We start from the raw sequence: 15,807 nt of genomic DNA on the forward strand, positions 1-15,807 counted from the left end.
CCTTCGCTCACAGCGAACCGCTTCCCCTCCCGATCAGCGGTTTCTGCACACGGGCGAACAACGGCGAAGCGTTCCTTTCTTCACCTTTTGTGTTTACTCACTGATACAACTTGTGATAGACATATGGCACAAAGAGGACGGACTCCCCATGCACGCGACCATCGCATCCCCGATCCGATCCGGGCAGCTCCTGCTGGACCCCGGGCAGGTGCTCGGCGCTGTCTTCTCGATGCCCTGGGTGTCTCTGATCCTCGCGGCGATCATCGCGGTCGGCATCACCGTCACACCCCGATGGCGCGCACGGACCGAGAGCCGGGCGCGCCTCGCCCCGGCGGCATCCGGCGTGGTCTTCGCCCGTTACTCGCCGGAGCACCGCACCCTCGGAGTCGCCGCGATCGCGGTGATCGTGATCTTCGTCGCCGAGAACCTGATCACCGGGTACGCCCTCGACCTCAACGGCGTCGTCTCGTGGTGGCGCTACGCGACACCGGTGCTCACGGCCGGCATCGGTGTGGCCGTCCTGCTGGCCCTGATCGCGACGAGAGGCAGCACGCCGCCGGAGCGCCCCGTCCTCTCCGCCCGCCGCACCTGGCTGAGCTTCAGTCCGCGCATCGGTTCGGTGGGCGCCGCCGCAGCGCTGCTCGCTCTCACGGTCACGACACTGCTCGCCGGACTCGCCTCCTCGAACATCGACGGCGGCCCGTACGTTTTCCTCGAGATCGACGTGCCCAACGAGACGATCGACCCGATTCGTCCCTGGTTCTATGGCTGGGCATACGGCGTTCCGGTCCTGATCTGCACCATCGCGCTCGTCGGCGTGGTGATCGCCGCGCTGCACTCCAATGCGGCCCGCCCGTTCCTGCGGCCGGAGACGATCGTCGCCGAGCAGCGCGAACGACGCGACATCGCGGCGGGGATCACCCGGATCACCACATCGGCTGCGCTTCTCGCTCTGGCGGGCGCATGGCGGTTCATCGCCGACTCCGGTTCGATCAACGGACTCACCATCCAGGGCGACGGGCGCAGCGACTCCTACGAGACCTTCTGGCGATACGGCGAAGTCGCGGCCGTCGGCGGCTGGATGGCGCCGGCGCTCGAGATCGCCGCGTTCGTGCTGCTGCTCCTCACGACCACGCAGCTGTGCCCGCCGAGGTATGACCTGGAATCTGTTGCCGGCGTCGAGAAATCGGCCGAACGGGAGACCGCATGGTGAGCCCGACGCCCCGACTGTCACCGGCCGACGAGACGAATCCGGCACTCGACATCTACCGGCAGCTCCGCGGCCTCATCGTGTCGGGCCAGCTCGGCGCGGGCGAGCGACTGCCGACGGTCCGACAGACGGCCAGCGACCTGGGTGTCGCCCCCGGAACCGCCGCGCGCGCGTACAAGATGCTCGAAGGCGAGGGGCTGGTGGTCTCGCGCACGGCCGCGGGCACGCGGGTCGCCGAGACGGCGGGAATCCTCCCCGCATCGGTGCTCCGGCGCATCCGCGAGCTGGTCGACGAAGCCGACGCGACCGACGCGGATCCCGACGACGTCATCGACGTGCTCCGTGCGATCTGGAAGACGCGCTCGAGCCCCGACGTCGACCTCGAGTCCGACTAGGCGCGACGCTCAGAGAAAGCCCGACGCGGACGAACCCCTTCTCAGAACAGGGCGGGCTGCGGGACGTACGCGCGTGCAGGGGCGCCGGCGTCCGGGGCGAGCTCGGCCAGCGTGGGCGGGTCCCACTTCGGATCCCGGTCCTTGTCGACGATCTGCGCGCGGATGCCCTCGACGAGGTCGGGGTGCTCGTTCACGAACCACAGCACGCGGCGGTACTCGCCCTCGAGTGCGGCACGAAGCCCCGAAAGTTCACGCGCCTCGCGCACCGCATCGAGCGTGACAGCGAGGCCGGTCGGCGCGAGGCCCTCGAGAAGGTCCGCGATCGCGGCGGCCTCCGTCGTGCCCTGGGCCTGCAGGCGATCGATGATCTCGATCACGGTCGGAGCGGAGAAGGCGTCATCGATCCACTCCCGCCACGCCGGAAGCCGCGAGGGCTCCGGCGTCTCGTCGAACAGCAGGACGATCTCGCTGGGCCCCGTCGGATCGGCGCGGAAGGCGAGAGCCTCGCTCAAGGCGTCGAGGCGGTCCGACGGCACGAAGTGATCGGCGAAGCCGAGGTACACGGCATCCGCGCCGCTCATCGTCGCTCCGGTGAGGCCGAAGTACTCGCCGAAGCGCCCGGGGGCACGGCCGAGAAGCCAGGTGCCGCCGACGTCGGGCGTGAATCCGATGCGCGTCTCCGGCATCGCGAGCTTCGAGCGCTCCGTGACGATGCGGATCGCCGCGTGCCCGGCCAGGCCGATGCCTCCCCCCATCGTGATGCCGTCGGCGAAGGACACGACCGGCTTGGGGTATTCGGCGATCATCGCGTTCAGCGCGTACTCGGCACGGAAGAACTCCGCGGTCTGATCAGCCTGCCCCGCCACGATCTGCCCGTGCAGAGCCCGCACGTCGCCGCCGGCGCACATGCCGCGATCCCCCGCTCCGTCGAGCAGCACGATCTGCACGTCGGTGTCGTCGCGCCAGGCGTTCAGCGCTGCGGTGAGGCTCTTGATCATGCCGACGTCGAGGGCGTTGATGGCCTCGGGGCGGTTGAGCGTGAGCCGCCCGAGCGCCCCTTCGGTGCGGACGAGGACGCGGGATGCAGCGTGAGAATCGGTCACGCTGGCCAGGCTACCCCTTTCGGCAAGGGCGTCATTCCGCGCGAAATGCGGGATCCGACAGGGTTTTCCGGCAGGATAGGGAGGAACTGTTCAAATGCGACGAGAGGTCACGGATGCCTGAAGGACAGGTGCTCGAGTTCACGCACGTGACGAAGCGCTTCAATGAGGTGACCGCCGTCTCGGACTTCTCCGCGCGCGTCGAGCCCGGAGCCGTCACCGCCTTCCTCGGCCCGAACGGAGCCGGCAAGACCACCACGTTGCGCATCCTGCTCGGCCAGGTGCGCGCCACATCCGGCACGGCGACGATCGGCGGCACGACGTATGCCGAGCTCCGCCAGCCGCTGCGCACGATCGGCGCGGTACTCGAAGAGACCGTCTACCGTCCCCGTCGCACCGCCGAGCGCCAGCTGACCATCGCCGCCAAGGCGAACGGCATCCCGCTGGCACGCGTCGGCGAAGTGCTCTCCCTGGTCGGCCTCGAGGGCGAGGGCGACTCGCGCATCGGCGGCTTCTCGCTCGGCATGCGTCAGCGGCTCAGCGTCGCGAACGCGCTCCTCGGCGACCCCGGGGCCCTCGTCTTCGACGAGCCGGCCAACGGACTCGACCCCGAGGGGATCCGCTGGATGCGACTCCTGATGCGTCGCCTCGCCGACGAGGGACGCACGGTCCTCGTGTCGTCGCACGTCCTCAGCGAGGTCGAACAGGTCGCCGACAACGTGCTCGTGCTCTCGAAGGGCACGCTCGTGCTGGCCAGCGGAATCGAGACGCTCGCCGACCCCAAGGGCGGCTCCGTGATCGTGGACGCCGCGGATCGCGCCGGGCTGACGTCCGCGCTCGCTGCGGCCGGGTTCGACATCGAAGTGCTGCGCTCGGGTCTGACCGTGCGCGGCGGAGACGCCGAGACCGTAGGAGCCGTCGCGGCCGACGCAGGCATCGCCCTGAGCACCCTGGTGCAGCGCGGGCCGACTCTCGAAGACGTCTTCATCGACCTGATGCGGGGTGGCCGGTTCGCGCCGAGCGCTCCCGCAACGGCGACCCCGCTCGTCGCGCCGAACACCCCGGAGATTGCGCCCGAGGAGTCGACTCCCGCAGAGGCCGCTCCCAAAGAAGCATCTCCGGCACCCGCCGACTCCGTGGTCGCCATCCCGGTGGCCGCAGCAGCCGCCTGGGCGGCCGAGGCTGCGTCTGCTCCCGCAGGCGAGGCCGTGGCCTCGAATCTGGGAGCCTCCGTCGGCGCTGACGCATCCGATGTGTCCGACGCATCCGAGGCCTCCGTGGCAGAGAGCGCGGAGAGCGCTGCGGACGAGTCCTCTGCCGACGTGGATTCCACCGATGCGATCGCGACCGGTGAGTCGACGCCCGAGGAGGAGACTCCCGCCGAAGAGGCTCCGGATGAAGAGGCTTCTGTCGACGAAGCACCGGACGAAGGAGCGCCGGTCGATGAGTCCGGCGGCGTCGCCCCGAGTCCGTTCGAGGTGGGCGACTCCCCGGCCCTCGGCGAACAGTCCACCGACGAACAGGCTCCGGCTCGATCCTTCGATGAGATCCTGTTCGGCGCCGCCGTGCCGGCGGACACCGCAGACACGACGCCGTCCGACCTGACCTCCGGTGACGAGGACCACAGCGGGGTCGAGATCTTCGCGGATCTCGACGACGCATCGGTCGCCACGGAATCGGACGCGCTGTCCTCCCACAGCGATGGCCCCTCATCCGCCGACACCGAGGACACCCGCTCTTCCGACGATGACGAGGAGGACCCGCGCTCTGCAGCGGTGAGTTCCATGCTCGCGGCCGCCGCCCGCGCGTACTACGAGGACGAGCCCAAGGACTACCCCCTGGGCGCAGAGGACGAGCCCGCCCAGGGCGAGGCGTCGGACAGCGAGGCTGCGGACGGCGAGGTTGCGGACGGCGAGGTTGCGGACAGCGAGGCTGCGGACTTCGAGGTTGCGGACGTCGATACGCCGGAGGCCCCCGCGGAGAACGCACACTGGAGCGTCGCCTCCACGGGCGTCATCGACACCGTGCCCCTGGCCGAGGGTTCCGCGGGAGGCGACGAGACGACTCCCGATGACTCTGACGAGAACACCGGTGAGAACCACGACGGCGAGAACCACGACGGCGAGAACCACGACGGTGAGAACCACGACGGCGAGAACCACGACGGTGAGAACCAACACGGGGATCACCACCACGGCTGAGCGCCTCGCCGACGAGAACGCCCTCCGGACCTGCGGGTCTGGAGGGCGTTCTGCGTTGAAGGGAGGCCGTGCATCGCGAGGCACCGCCTCCCGACGTCGGCGTCAGGCGGGCCGGGGGCGGATGACGGGGCGTCGTCGTCCCTTCGAGACCGGGACCGGTGCCGTGGCCACGATCTCCTCGACGTTCGCCGGTTCGGTCGACACATCGAGCCGGAGTGCCTGAGTGAGCGCGAGCCCGTGGCTGGTGGTGAGGATCAGTCGGCGGTACTGCGGGTCGCCTTCGAGATCGATCACGACGCTCGGGCGACGCCGGCGGATCAGCACGAAGTCGAGGCTGCCCGCGGCCTTCCAGCTGCCTGCGGCGAGAACACCGGGAATGTGCGTCCCCGGGTTCGGGACTCCGCGGAGCCAGGTCCAGGCGTCTTCCGTCAGCTGCACCTTGGTGATGGTGTCGCGCGCGATACGGAGGTTGTCGCGGTGGAAGGTGGCGGCACGTTCGATCGGCGAGAGCACGACCTCCAGTTGCGTCTGGTCCAGCAGCAACGTCACCATGTCCCCCAGTCTGCCAGCGCGGCCCTGCCAGTTGTCTGGAAGTTGCTCACAGGAACGCAACGATCCCTTGTCGATCAGCACCAGTCATCACGCATTCCTCCCGAGATTCGAATATATGTACCATACTCGATTCATCGCGGCATCCGGGCGCCGAGAAGCACCGCTGGCGTCGGCGTCGAAGAGTGAATCCCGTGTGCGCGTGTGCCCGCGTTACGGCCGCGCCGCAGCCGCAGCGGTCGCAGCGACGGGAAGTGCGGCCTCGATCTGCTGCAGTTCCTCCTCGCCGTGTGCGGCGGTGAGGAACCAGGCTTCAAACACGCTCGGCGGAAGAGCGACGCCCTGCTCGCGCAGCGAGTGGAAGAACGGCGCGTAGCGGAACGACTCCTGCGCCTGCGCTTCGGCATAGTTGCGCGGCGCCGAGGCCCGGAAAGAAGCGTTGAACAGGTTGCCGGCGGTGGCCACCGCGTGCGTGACACCGGCCGACGTGAGCGCGGCGTCGAGCGCGGTGGACACCCGAGCGGATGCGGCGTCGACGGTCGCATAGACCTCGGGGGTCGCGAGCCGCAGCGTCGCGAGACCCGCAGCGACCGAGAGCGGGTTTCCGGACAGTGTGCCCGCCTGGTAGACCGGCCCGAGCGGGGCCAGCAGGTCCATGACCTCGGCACGTCCACCGAGCGCGGCCAGCGGCATGCCCCCGCCGACGACCTTGCCGAACGTGAAGATGTCGGGCAGGTATTCCTCGCCCGCGGCGGCCTGCAGCCCCCAGAATCCGGCCGGGTGCACCCGGAATCCGGTGAGCACCTCGTCGAGGATCATCAGTGCGCCATGAGCATGCGCGGTCTCGGCGATCAGACGGTTGAATCCGGGCAGCGGAGCGACGACGCCCATGTTCGCGGCCGAGGCCTCGACGATGACGGCGGCGATGCGCTGACCGTGCTCGGCGAACACGGCGGCCAGAGCCTCCGGGTCGTTGTAGCCGATCACGAGGGTCTGGGCGGCGATCGGCGCCGGCACCCCGGCGGAGCCCGGCAGCGCGAGCGTCGCGACGCCGGAACCGGCTTCCGCGAGAAGGCCGTCGGAGTGGCCGTGGTAGTGACCGGCGAACTTCACGAGCAGGTCGCGACCGGTGGCACCGCGCGCGAGGCGGATGGCCGTCATGGTCGCCTCGGTGCCCGTGGAGACCAGGCGCACGCGCTCGATGGGTCGGGTCTCGCCGAACCGCACACGGTCGGCGATCAGCGCGGCGAGTTCGACCTCGCCCTCGGTCGGAGCGCCGAACGAGAGCCCACGGGACGCGGCTTCCTGCACCGCGGCGACGATCTCCGGGTGCGCATGCCCGAGAAGCGCAGGACCCCACGAGGCGACGAGATCGACGTACTCGCGACCGGCGGCATCGGTGACCCTCGCGCCCTTCGCCGAGGCGAGGAACCGCGGCGTGCCGCCGACCGATCCGTAGGCGCGCACCGGAGAGTTGACCCCACCGGGAATCACCGCGCGGGCAGCGGAGAACAGGTCGTCGTTGCGGTCGGTCATGAAGGAGAGCTCCTCGCAGAAGTCAGTCGCGCAGCCAGCCGGCCGCTTCGGTGGCCCAGTAGGTGAGCACCGCATCCGCACCGGCGCGGCGGATGGAGAGAAGGGACTCGAGGATGGCCGCGCGACGGTCGATCCACCCGTTCGCACCGGCGGCCTCGATCATGGCGTACTCGCCGGAGACCTGATATGCCCACACTGGAATACTCACGGTGTCGCGCACCTCGCGCAGCACGTCGAGGAAGGCCATCGCCGGCTTCACCATGACGATGTCGGCCCCCTCGGCCTCATCGACGACGGCCTCGCGCACACCCTCGCGCCGGTTGCCCGGGTCGAGCTGGTACGTGCGACGATCGCCGGTGAGCTGAGAGTCGACAGCCTCGCGGAAGGGTCCGTAGAAGGCGCTGGCGTACTTCGCGGCATACGCGAGCAGGAGGGTGTCGGTGAACCCCTCGGCGTCGAGCGCCCGGCGGATCACCGCGACCTGGCCGTCCATCATCCCGGAGAGCCCCAGCAGCTGAGAACCTGCGCGCGCCTGTGCGAGCGCCATCGAGGTGTACCGCTCGAGAGTCGCGTCGTTGTCGACGGAGCCATCGGCGGCCAGAACGCCGCAGTGGCCGTGATCGGTGAACTCGTCCAGGCACAGGTCGGTCTGCACGACGAGCGCGTCGCCGACCTCGGCGGCCAGCGCCTCGGTCGCGACGTTCAGGATGCCGTGCGGATCGTCGGCTCCCGACCCGACGGCGTCGCGGACGGCGGGCACGCCGAACAGCATCACTCCGCCGACACCGGTCTCCGCCGCCTGGACCGCCGCCGCGCGCAGTGAATCCAGGGAGTGCTGAGCGACGCCGGGCATCGAGCCGATCTGCACGGGCTCGGAGATGCCTTCGCGCACGAAGAGCGGAAGCACGAGCTGTCGAGGCTGCAGCGAGGTCTCACGCACGAGATCTCGCACTGCCGGCGACTGCCGCAGACGCCTCAGTCGAACGTCGGGAAAGCTCACGGCGCGAACTCGTCGGCCGCGTGCGGAAGAGTGAAGTGCGAGACCGCATCGATGAGCGCGTCGACGGTCTGGCGGTCGGCGACGACCGACACGGGCAGGCCCGCACGCTGCGCGTCCTTCGCGGTCCGCGGTCCGATCGCGGCGAGCAGCGTCTCGTCCGGGATCTCCGGGAACTGCTCGCGCACCTGCTCGGCGACCGACCCACTGGTGATCAGGATCGCGTTGATCCGTCCGTTCTCGACGTCGCGGCGGATGCGCTCCGTCACCGGCACTCCCACCGTGCGATAGGCGACGACGCCGTGCACGTCGTGACCAGCCTCGGAGAGCAACCGGCTCAGCACCGGCTTCGCGATCTCGCTGCGCAGGGCGAGGATACGGCGCGGCTCCTTCTCGAGGGCGATGAGCTGCTGCGCCATCCCCTCGGCGGAGTTGTCCTGCTCGGGAACCAGCGTCACCTCGTAGCCGACCGCCTGCAGAGCCGCGGCGGTCGTCTCACCGACGGCGGCGATCTTGGTCGCACGCGGCACGACGGCTCGGTGCGCGAAGAGCACGTCGACGGTGGTGGCGCTGGTGACGGTCAGCCAGTCGAACTCCCCCGCGGCCAGTTGCGCGAGCGCGGAGTCGAGCGTCGCCTGATCGGTCGTCGGCGCGAAGTTGATGAGCGGCGCGACGACGGGCACGGCGCCCAGCGCGCGCAGACTCGCGGCGACGCTGTCGCCCCACGGTCCGCCACGGGGCACGAGGATTCGCCAGCCGTCCAGCGGTCGGTCCTGCTTGATTTCGGAAGTGGTCATGAGGATTGCTCTCGGGATACGAGGCCGGCCGCCCCTTGATCGAGCAGCCGACGGGCAACAGTGAACCCGAGCTCGCGCGCTGCGTGCATCGGGTCTGCACCATCGGCAGCATCCGCTCCATTGCCACTGCCGTTCCGACGAATATACTCCCCGTTCAGGTCTTCGGTGACGTCGAGGCCGATCCGGCGCCCTCCGTCAGCGGCGTAGACGACCGTCCTGACCCGGATCGAGGAGCCGTCCACCACGGCGTGCGCGGCCATCGGCGCCTGGCATCCGGCATCCAGTCCCTGCAGGATCGCGCGCTCGACGGTGATGGCCAGACGGGTGTCGGCGTCGTCGAGACCGGCGAGGGCCGCGAGCAGCTCTTCCGGTGCATCGGCACGGGTCTCGACGGCGAGCGATCCCTGCCCGGGCGCGGTCGGCCATTCGGCGAGACCGAGCTCTTCCCGTCGCAGCGGAGACTTCGCTCCGAGTCTCGAGAGGCCCGCCGCCGCGAGGATCACCGCATCCAGCTCCCCGGAGGCGACCCGGGCGAGACGGGAGTCGACGTTGCCGCGGATGTCGACCACCTCGGCGCCCGGCGCCCGACGACGCACCTGCGCGATACGCCGCGGCGAACCGGTGCCGACCGTGCTGCCGGAGCGCAGTTCGTGCAGTGCGGTGCCGTCGCGGGTGAGGACCACATCGCGCGGATCCTCACGCTTCGGCGTCGCGGCGATCACGAGGCCATCGGGGATCGCCGTCGGCAGGTCCTTCAGCGAGTGCACGAGGAAATCGCACTCCCCCGCGAACAGCGCCTCGCGAAGGCGCGTGGCGAAGATGCCCTGGCCGCCGATCTCGGAGAGGGATGCACGATTCGTGTCGCCCTCGCTGGTGATCGGGACGAGTTCGACCCGACGCCCCGAGAGCTTCTCGAGGGCCGTGGCGACATGGCCCGACTGCGCCTGCGCGAGCGCACTGCGACGGGTACCCAGACGGATGGGGGTGCTCATGGGCTTACTGGAGGACGTCCGCGATCTCGTCGAACCGGAGCCTGCGCCCCGTGTAGAAGGGCACCTCCTCCTTCACATACATGCGGGCGTCGGTGTAGCGGAGGTCGCGCATCATGTCGACGAGGTCGGTGAGCTCATCGGCCTCGAGCGGAAGCAGCCACTCGTAGTCGCCGAGCGCGAACGACGCGACGGTGTTCGCGAGCACACCCTTGAAGGCGGCACCCTTGCGGCCGTGGTCGGCGAGCATCTTGCGACGCTCCTCCTCCGGCGCGAGGTACCACTCGGGCGTGCGCACGAACGGGTACAGGCACAGCCATTCCTTGGGGTCGACCCCGCGGAGGAAGCCCGGAACGTGCGAGCGGTTGAACTCGGCGTCGCGGTGCACGCCCATCACGTTCCACACCGGGAGCAGCGCACGCAGGAGTTCGGTGCGACGAAGGCGGCGGAGCGCCTTCTGCAGCTCCTCGGCAGTGTCACCGTGCAGCCACACCATGAGGTCGGCATCGGCCTTGAGGCCGGAGACGTCGTAGAAGCCGCGGACGGTGACGCCGGAGTCCTCGATGTAGGAGACGATCGTCTCGAGCTCGGTCGAGTCGGTCTCCGTCACGGGGACGTCGGGGTTTCGTCGCCAGACAGCCCAGAGGGTGAAGCCGGACGGGTTCTCATCGCGCTCTTCGGACATCATGCTCCCCAGTCTGCCTCGTTTGCGCAGGAGCCGCTAATCACCCGCGAGGGCTGCTCACGGCATCCTGGAATGCTGCACCTCAGCGCGAGAGGAAGCGCGCGATCGCCCAGACCGCGCCCCCCACCGCCGCGGCGATGCCGACCGCGGCGGCGATCGCCCCGATCGGGTTGCGGTCCGCGAACACGCGGGCCTTCGCCGCCGCACGCGTCGATGCCTTCTCGACCCGGCGTGGGATGTTCCCCTTGACCTCGATCGCCGCGAGGGCGGCCTTCAGCTCGGCGCGGGCCGAGGCGACGGGGTCGACGATCCCGCCGGGAACGGCGGTGCGCGGCAGCGACTCAGAATTCGTCATCGCCGGCCTCCTTCACGAGTCGGATGTCCTCGGCGACGGCCTGCGCCGGGTTCTGGCGCGCGAGCACCTTGCGGAACTTGAGGATCCCGAGCAGCGCGAACAGCAGCACGGCGAGGATCAGGATGCCGAACACCGCGATCGCGGAGAGCCACACGGGCCACCAGGAGGACAGCCCGGCGATCGCGAACACGAGGATCACCGGCACGGCCCAGAACAGGAAGAACAGCGCGACGAGGAACCACACGGAACCGATGCCGGCGTCCTTCGAGGTGCGCGAGATCCACGCCTTCGCGGCGTCGATCTCGGCCTTGACCAGATTCGTGACGAGTTCCGGCAGGTCTCCGAGGAGAGTCAGCAGGCTGTCGTCGGCGCGATCGCGGTATCCGCGGGGCATGTCAGGCGCCGGACTTCTTGGGGGCGGACTTCGCAGCCGGCTTCTTGGCCGCGGGCTTCTTCGCGGCGGGCTTGGCTGCGGTCTTGGTCGACGTCTTGCTCGACGAGGCATTCGACGACGCGGTGGCCTTCGCGGCTTCGACCGCCTCTTCCGTCGCCTCGGCGAGGTCTTCGGCCGCCTCGCGTCCGGTGGCGATGGCGGAGTCGAGCCGCTGACCGGGCGTGCCGTTGCCGCTGACCGACTTCGCGACCTTCACGACCCCGCTCCAGAGAGCGCCGGGGACGGCCGCGGCCTTGTCGCCGACGAAGCCCTTGACCTTGGTGACCTGCTCCTGCACGGGATCGAGGTTCCACACCTTGAGCCACTGCGTCTTGATCTGCTCGTAGCGCTCACGTCCGGCACGGGTGCCGAGGACGTAGCCCACGCCGAGCCCGACGACGAGTCCGATCTTCCCCTTCATGGGGTCTCCTCACCTTGTTCCGGTAGTCCGGCCAGATTCGCCCGGTTGGGACCGGCCGCAGGCTTTCGCACCCCGCGGCCAGGTACCCAGCGTAACCCCGTATGCCGATTTCGGCATCTATGGGTCAGAGGGTTGACACGGAGGGCACTCCCACTCCGACGATCAGTCCCACAACAGGGCGCGTCGCAGACGGTCGGCCTCGTCCCGCGCATCCGGGACCACCTGAGCGAGCCCCGTTCCCGCCAGCCAGGCCCCCACCGCGGCCACGCCGGGCACCGCCTGGACAGCTGCGCGCGCCGCTGTGCGCCTTTCTCCGGACCCGATGATCGACGCCGGCTGCGACTGCACGAAGCGTCCCCGATGCGAGGCGACGACGGCCGCAGGGCCGATGGCGACGCCGAGCAGGGCGGCGGCTTCTCGCCGCGCGAGGTCTGCGGCCGCGTCGTCGCTCAGGCCCGCGGTGGCCGCCGGCTCGCCCTGCGCGCCGAACGACACCCGGACGATCTGCCGAGCACCTGCGGCCTCGCGCACCCAGCCCCACTTCGCCGTCGAGTGGGTGAGCGCCTTGGCGGTGTGGCTGCCCGGGACGGTGAGCACGCCGGTACCGCGGGGCGGGGTGGCGAGTTCCGGCGCTTCGAGGAGGAGGGTGACGATCTCGATCTCGGGAGAGGCTGCGGCCTCTGTCTTCAGAAGGTCGGGCACCACCGAGGCGAGGAGTTCCCGCGCTGCGGATTCGGGGGTCGCGATGATGACGGCGTCGGCGGCGAGCTCCTCGATCACGGGCGGCGCGGAATCCTCGACGGCCGCCTGCAGCTCGACCACGAGCGGGTCTGCGTCGTCGACGCTCGAGGGAACCTCACGGGTAGGCGCGACCTCGACGTCGACAGTCCAGGCCGCCCCCACCTTGCGCACACGGCGCACGCGCACGCCCGTGCGCACGTCGGCGTCGAGCCGCACCAGGTCGGCGGCGAGCGCGTCGACGAGGGTGCTCATACCTCCGGAGAGTCCCTCCACGGCGGCTCCCGGTGTCGTAGAGGGGGTCTTCGCTGCTGGCGACTTCGCCCCCGACGCGGCGTGAGAGGCTTTCGCCGCAGCCTCGTCACGGAGCGTCTGCACAGCCCCCGAGAGGGAGCCGACCCGGGTCAGGGCGGCATTGAGTCCGGGCGCCGCGACATCGATGTCGACGTCGTCGGGAGAGGCGGAGTAGACACCGGTCGTCACGGGAGCGACGAGGCGATCCCGCACCTTCGCCCCCATGCGCGAGGCGACGAGCTTGCCGAGGCTGAGCTGGTGGCCGATCGTGAGTGGCGGCCGCACGCGATCCAGATAGGCGCGCCAGACGCCGGACCACCCGATGATGCGGCGGACGTCGGGCTGGAAAGGGTTGGCGGGGATGCCGAGGATGCCGCCGGCCGGGAGAGGTGCCGCGCCCACTCCGGGAATGCCGGCGAGCCATGCGCCGCCGGCCTGCGGGACCACGATGCGGTCGGCCAGTCCCAGCTCCTCGACGAGCGCTCGCACGAGGCCACCCCTGGTCGCGTAGCTCTCGGCGCCGGCATCGACGATCACGCCATCCAGATCGACTCGACGGATCGCGCCACCCAGATCGTCGGCGGCCTCGAGCACGGTGACGCGCATCCCGACCTTGGCGCACTCCCGCGCAGCGACGAGGCCCCCGATGCCGCCTCCGACCACGACGACATGCTTGTCCGCCGCACGGGCGGCGAGGTCGGACGGCTCGGCAGCGGAGGGCTCAGGGCTCATGCGTCAATTCTCGCACCGGGCCGGTCGGGCCCCGGCGACGGACGGTTCACGCCTCGACGGGCTCCGACGCACCGCGCCCGCGCTTGCGCACCTCGCGCAGCACGATCTGCTCAGGGCACACCGTGGAGAGGAAGTCGCCGACCGAGAGAGCCAGGCGCTCGCCGACGAGGGAGTAGAGGATGCGATTGGCGTCGCGGCGCTCGCTGATGAGTCCGGCCTGGCGGAGCACGCTCAGATGACGGGAGATGGTCGGGCCGCTCGCGGAGAAGCGCGACGCGATCTCGCCGGCCGCGAGCTCACCGTCTTTCAGGTCCTGCAGGATCTGGCGCCGCGTAGGGTGCGCCAGCGCTGCGAAGATGTCGGTCGCGCTGTCTGCCATGGTTGCAATATAGCACCTTTGCTAGATAGTGTTTAGCCGCGTAGCTAATGAGCGAAGGAGAGGCATCGTGCGAGTTGCCATCACGGGCGGTACCGGTTTCGTCGGCAGGAACCTCGCCGAACGTCTCGACGATGCGGTCGTCGTCTCCCGTCGAAACGGCGTCGACATCACCGACGTCGACGCGCTGGCCTCCGCGTTCGAGGGGTGCGACGCCGTCGCGCACTGCGCCGGGATCAACCGCGAGATCGGAGAGCAGACCTTCCGTCGCGTGCACGTCGACGGCACGAGAGCCGTCGTGGAGGCCGCTCGCCGCGCGGGGGTGCAGCGCATCGTCCTCGTCAGCTTCCTCCGGGCACGCCCCGACTGCGGGTCCGGCTATCACGAGTCGAAGTGGGAGGCGGAAGAGATCGTGCGCGCCTCCGGCATCCCGCACACGATCCTCAAGTCCGGCATGATCTACGGCCCCGGCGACCACATGATCGACCACGTGACCAAGGCGGTGCGGACCCTGCCGTTCTTCTGGACCGTCGGATATCGCGAGCGCACGGCACGGCCGGTACCGGTCGAGGATGCGGTCGATGTGCTCGTCGCCGCTCTCGAGGGCCGCATCGAGGAACCGACGATCGCCGTCATGGGAGCCGACGAGATCACGCTCGGCGAGGCCATCCGCCGCATCGCCCGCGTCGCCGGACGCCGACCCGCCTTCGTCCCCGTGCCGACATGGATGGTGCGCGCGCTGGCGCAGGTGACGGAGTGGACCATGGTCGTGCCGCTCGTCGCGAAGGCCCAGGCGCGGATGCTCGCCGAAGGCGTGAGCGAACCCGCGCCGTTCGCTCCGGAAGCGCCCCTCGGGATCCGGCCGTCACGCCCGTTCGACGATGCGCGCATCCGCGAAGCACTTCCGCAGGGACGCTTCACCCTCGACGACCTGCGGATCACGCACCGCCTGCAGCCGGCACGGAGGGCCTGAGGTCAGATCGCGTGCGCCAGCTCGACGATACGGGTGAGCTGGTCGGGATCGGTCTCCGGAGGAACGCCGTGGCCGAGGTTGAGGATGTGGGCTCGCGCCGCACGGCCGCGCTCCACGACGTCGCGCACGTGGGCCTCGAGCACCGGCCACGGGGCTGCGAGGAGCGCCGGGTCGATGTTGCCCTGCACCGTGACATCCGGCCCGAGGATCGCGGCCGCTTCGTCGAGCGGCTGGCGCCAGTCGACTCCCACCCCGTCGGCCGCACCGTCGAGGCGCATGTCGGCGAGGAACGGGCCGGTGCCGACGCCGAAGTGGATCGTCGGCAGACCGATGCCCGCAAGCGCCGCGTGCGAATGCGGGGCGACGAAGGCGCGGTAGTCGGCGGTGCTGAGGGATCCTGCCCAGCTGTCGAAGAGCTGGACGACCGAGGCTCCGGCGTCGCGCTGCGTCTCGAGGAAGCGGCGAGAGACCTTGGCGAGCCAGCCAGCCAGCCGGTTCCACGAGTCCGGGTCGGAGTGCATCATGGCCCTGGCCCGCAGGTGCTCCTTGGAGGGACCGCCCTCGACGAGATAGGCCGCGAGCGTGAAGGGCGCGCCCGCGAACCCGATCAGCGGGGTGTCGCCCAATTCCGCCGTGACGAGACGGACCGCTTCGGCGATGGCCGTGCCGTCCAGGTCGTCCGGGTCGATCGCGGTGATGCGCTCGACGTCGGCTGCCGTACGCACCGGGTTCGCGAACACCGGGCCGCGACCGGGCTCGATCTCGACATCGACGCCGGCGAGGCGCAGCGGGATCACGATGTCGCTGAAGAACACGGCCGCATCGACCCCGTGGCGACGCACCGGCTGCAGAGTGATCTCGGCGGCGAGGTCAGGGGTGAGGCAGGCATCGAGCATCCTGGTTCCGACGCGCAGCTCGCGGTACTCGGGCAACGACCGGCCGGCCTGTCGCATGAACCACACCGGAGGGTGGGCAGGACGGTCGCCGGCGAGGGCGCGCAGGAGCGGGGCGTCGGAGAGGGCCATG

The 15,807-nt window shown here is 70.0% G+C and carries 17 protein-coding genes; 4 read left to right on the top strand and 13 right to left on the bottom strand.

Annotated features, from left to right (window positions below; genetic code table 11):
• Nucleotides 1-148: 148 nt before the first annotated feature.
• Nucleotides 149-1,213: a hypothetical protein gene (locus tag DW307_RS04285; RefSeq protein WP_029267854.1), complete on the top strand. Its 1,065-nt coding sequence runs from the start codon at nt 149-151 to the stop codon at nt 1,211-1,213.
• Nucleotides 1,207-1,605 (top strand): GntR family transcriptional regulator, encoded by a 399-nt coding sequence (locus DW307_RS04290; RefSeq protein ID WP_051668157.1) that lies wholly within the window; start codon nt 1,207-1,209, stop codon nt 1,603-1,605. The genes DW307_RS04285 and DW307_RS04290 overlap by 7 nt, the downstream gene beginning before the upstream one ends.
• A 41-nt stretch (nt 1,606-1,646) precedes the next feature.
• Here DW307_RS04290 and DW307_RS04295 read toward each other — a convergent pair whose 3' ends face one another.
• Entirely contained in the window at nt 1,647-2,708 is a 1,062-nt protein-coding gene (locus DW307_RS04295) for an enoyl-CoA hydratase/isomerase family protein (protein WP_136024091.1), read from the bottom strand.
• 113 nt (nt 2,709-2,821) lie between these two features.
• Between DW307_RS04295 and DW307_RS18200 the strand changes: the two genes are divergently transcribed.
• Nucleotides 2,822-4,906, top strand: a complete 2,085-nt coding sequence (locus tag DW307_RS18200) for an ATP-binding cassette domain-containing protein (RefSeq protein WP_205810374.1) — start codon at nt 2,822-2,824, stop codon at nt 4,904-4,906.
• Nucleotides 4,907-5,008: 102 nt separating this feature from the next.
• Here DW307_RS18200 and DW307_RS04305 read toward each other — a convergent pair whose 3' ends face one another.
• The 11 genes from DW307_RS04305 to DW307_RS04355 form a co-directional block, all read right to left on the bottom strand.
• A complete protein-coding gene (locus tag DW307_RS04305; RefSeq protein ID WP_021198274.1) occupies nt 5,009-5,458 on the bottom strand; it encodes a hypothetical protein in 450 nt (149 codons plus the stop codon).
• A 210-nt stretch (nt 5,459-5,668) separates the two neighbouring features.
• Entirely contained in the window at nt 5,669-6,991 is a 1,323-nt protein-coding gene (hemL, locus tag DW307_RS04310; protein ID WP_136024094.1) for a glutamate-1-semialdehyde 2,1-aminomutase, read from the bottom strand.
• Between the two features lie 22 nt (nt 6,992-7,013).
• On the bottom strand, nt 7,014-7,991 hold the full coding sequence (gene hemB, locus DW307_RS04315) for a porphobilinogen synthase (RefSeq protein WP_136024095.1): 978 nt from the start codon (nt 7,989-7,991) through the stop codon (nt 7,014-7,016).
• Entirely contained in the window at nt 7,988-8,785 is a 798-nt protein-coding gene (locus tag DW307_RS04320) for a uroporphyrinogen-III synthase (protein WP_021198270.1), read from the bottom strand. Before DW307_RS04320 ends, hemB begins: the two co-directional genes overlap by 4 nt.
• Nucleotides 8,782-9,777 (bottom strand): hydroxymethylbilane synthase, encoded by a 996-nt coding sequence (gene hemC / locus DW307_RS04325; protein ID WP_021198269.1) that lies wholly within the window; start codon nt 9,775-9,777, stop codon nt 8,782-8,784. The genes DW307_RS04320 and hemC overlap by 4 nt, the downstream gene beginning before the upstream one ends.
• 4 nt (nt 9,778-9,781) lie before the next feature.
• The gene (hemQ, locus tag DW307_RS04330; protein ID WP_021198268.1) at nt 9,782-10,462 is read right to left on the bottom strand and encodes a hydrogen peroxide-dependent heme synthase; all 681 of its coding nucleotides are present in this window, start codon (nt 10,460-10,462) and stop codon (nt 9,782-9,784) included.
• 79 nt (nt 10,463-10,541) lie between these two features.
• Entirely contained in the window at nt 10,542-10,814 is a 273-nt protein-coding gene (locus DW307_RS04335; RefSeq protein WP_021198267.1) for a hypothetical protein, read from the bottom strand.
• On the bottom strand, nt 10,801-11,208 hold the full coding sequence (locus DW307_RS04340; RefSeq protein WP_021198266.1) for a phage holin family protein: 408 nt from the start codon (nt 11,206-11,208) through the stop codon (nt 10,801-10,803). The genes DW307_RS04335 and DW307_RS04340 overlap by 14 nt, the downstream gene beginning before the upstream one ends.
• A gap of 1 nt (nt 11,209) precedes the next feature.
• The gene (locus tag DW307_RS04345) at nt 11,210-11,668 is read right to left on the bottom strand and encodes a hypothetical protein (RefSeq protein ID WP_136024097.1); all 459 of its coding nucleotides are present in this window, start codon (nt 11,666-11,668) and stop codon (nt 11,210-11,212) included.
• Nucleotides 11,669-11,830: 162 nt separating this feature from the next.
• Nucleotides 11,831-13,432, bottom strand: coding sequence for a protoporphyrinogen/coproporphyrinogen oxidase (locus DW307_RS04350; protein ID WP_136024098.1), 1,602 nt, complete (start codon nt 13,430-13,432; stop codon nt 11,831-11,833).
• A gap of 46 nt (nt 13,433-13,478) precedes the next feature.
• Entirely contained in the window at nt 13,479-13,811 is a 333-nt protein-coding gene (locus DW307_RS04355) for a metalloregulator ArsR/SmtB family transcription factor (protein ID WP_021198263.1), read from the bottom strand.
• A 67-nt stretch (nt 13,812-13,878) separates the two neighbouring features.
• Here DW307_RS04355 and DW307_RS04360 point away from each other — a divergent pair, with 67 nt between their 5' ends.
• Nucleotides 13,879-14,781, top strand: a complete 903-nt coding sequence (locus DW307_RS04360) for an NAD(P)H-binding protein (protein WP_136024100.1) — start codon at nt 13,879-13,881, stop codon at nt 14,779-14,781.
• A 2-nt stretch (nt 14,782-14,783) separates the two neighbouring features.
• On the opposite strand, the gene hemE is transcribed toward DW307_RS04360, so the two are convergent.
• Complete coding sequence (gene hemE, locus DW307_RS04365) at nt 14,784-15,806, bottom strand: uroporphyrinogen decarboxylase (protein ID WP_029258543.1); 1,023 nt, start codon at nt 15,804-15,806, stop codon at nt 14,784-14,786.
• Nucleotide 15,807 lies beyond the last annotated feature (1 nt).

The sequence above is a fragment of the Microbacterium sp. K27 genome, from assembly GCF_004794435.1.
GTDB lineage: Bacteria > Actinomycetota > Actinomycetes > Actinomycetales > Microbacteriaceae > Microbacterium > Microbacterium maritypicum_A.

Bases quoted from the DNA above. Each gene is read 5' to 3' on its own strand.
- DW307_RS04285 (WP_029267854.1), top strand. From the start codon at position 149: ATGCACGCGACCATCGCATCCCCGATCCGATCCGGGCAGCTCCTGCTG.
- DW307_RS04290 (WP_051668157.1), top strand. From the start codon at position 1,207: ATGGTGAGCCCGACGCCCCGACTGTCACCGGCCGACGAGACGAATCCG.
- DW307_RS18200 (WP_205810374.1), top strand. From the start codon at position 2,822: ATGCCTGAAGGACAGGTGCTCGAGTTCACGCACGTGACGAAGCGCTTC.
- DW307_RS04305 (WP_021198274.1), bottom strand. From the start codon at position 5,458: ATGGTGACGTTGCTGCTGGACCAGACGCAACTGGAGGTCGTGCTCTCG.
- hemL (WP_136024094.1), bottom strand. From the start codon at position 6,991: ATGACCGACCGCAACGACGACCTGTTCTCCGCTGCCCGCGCGGTGATT.
- DW307_RS04320 (WP_021198270.1), bottom strand. From the start codon at position 8,785: ATGACCACTTCCGAAATCAAGCAGGACCGACCGCTGGACGGCTGGCGA.
- hemC (WP_021198269.1), bottom strand. From the start codon at position 9,777: ATGAGCACCCCCATCCGTCTGGGTACCCGTCGCAGTGCGCTCGCGCAG.
- hemQ (WP_021198268.1), bottom strand. From the start codon at position 10,462: ATGATGTCCGAAGAGCGCGATGAGAACCCGTCCGGCTTCACCCTCTGG.
- DW307_RS04335 (WP_021198267.1), bottom strand. From the start codon at position 10,814: ATGACGAATTCTGAGTCGCTGCCGCGCACCGCCGTTCCCGGCGGGATC.
- DW307_RS04340 (WP_021198266.1), bottom strand. From the start codon at position 11,208: ATGCCCCGCGGATACCGCGATCGCGCCGACGACAGCCTGCTGACTCTC.
- DW307_RS04345 (WP_136024097.1), bottom strand. From the start codon at position 11,668: ATGAAGGGGAAGATCGGACTCGTCGTCGGGCTCGGCGTGGGCTACGTC.
- DW307_RS04350 (WP_136024098.1), bottom strand. From the start codon at position 13,432: ATGAGCCCTGAGCCCTCCGCTGCCGAGCCGTCCGACCTCGCCGCCCGT.
- DW307_RS04355 (WP_021198263.1), bottom strand. From the start codon at position 13,811: ATGGCAGACAGCGCGACCGACATCTTCGCAGCGCTGGCGCACCCTACG.
- hemE (WP_029258543.1), bottom strand. From the start codon at position 15,806: ATGGCCCTCTCCGACGCCCCGCTCCTGCGCGCCCTCGCCGGCGACCGT.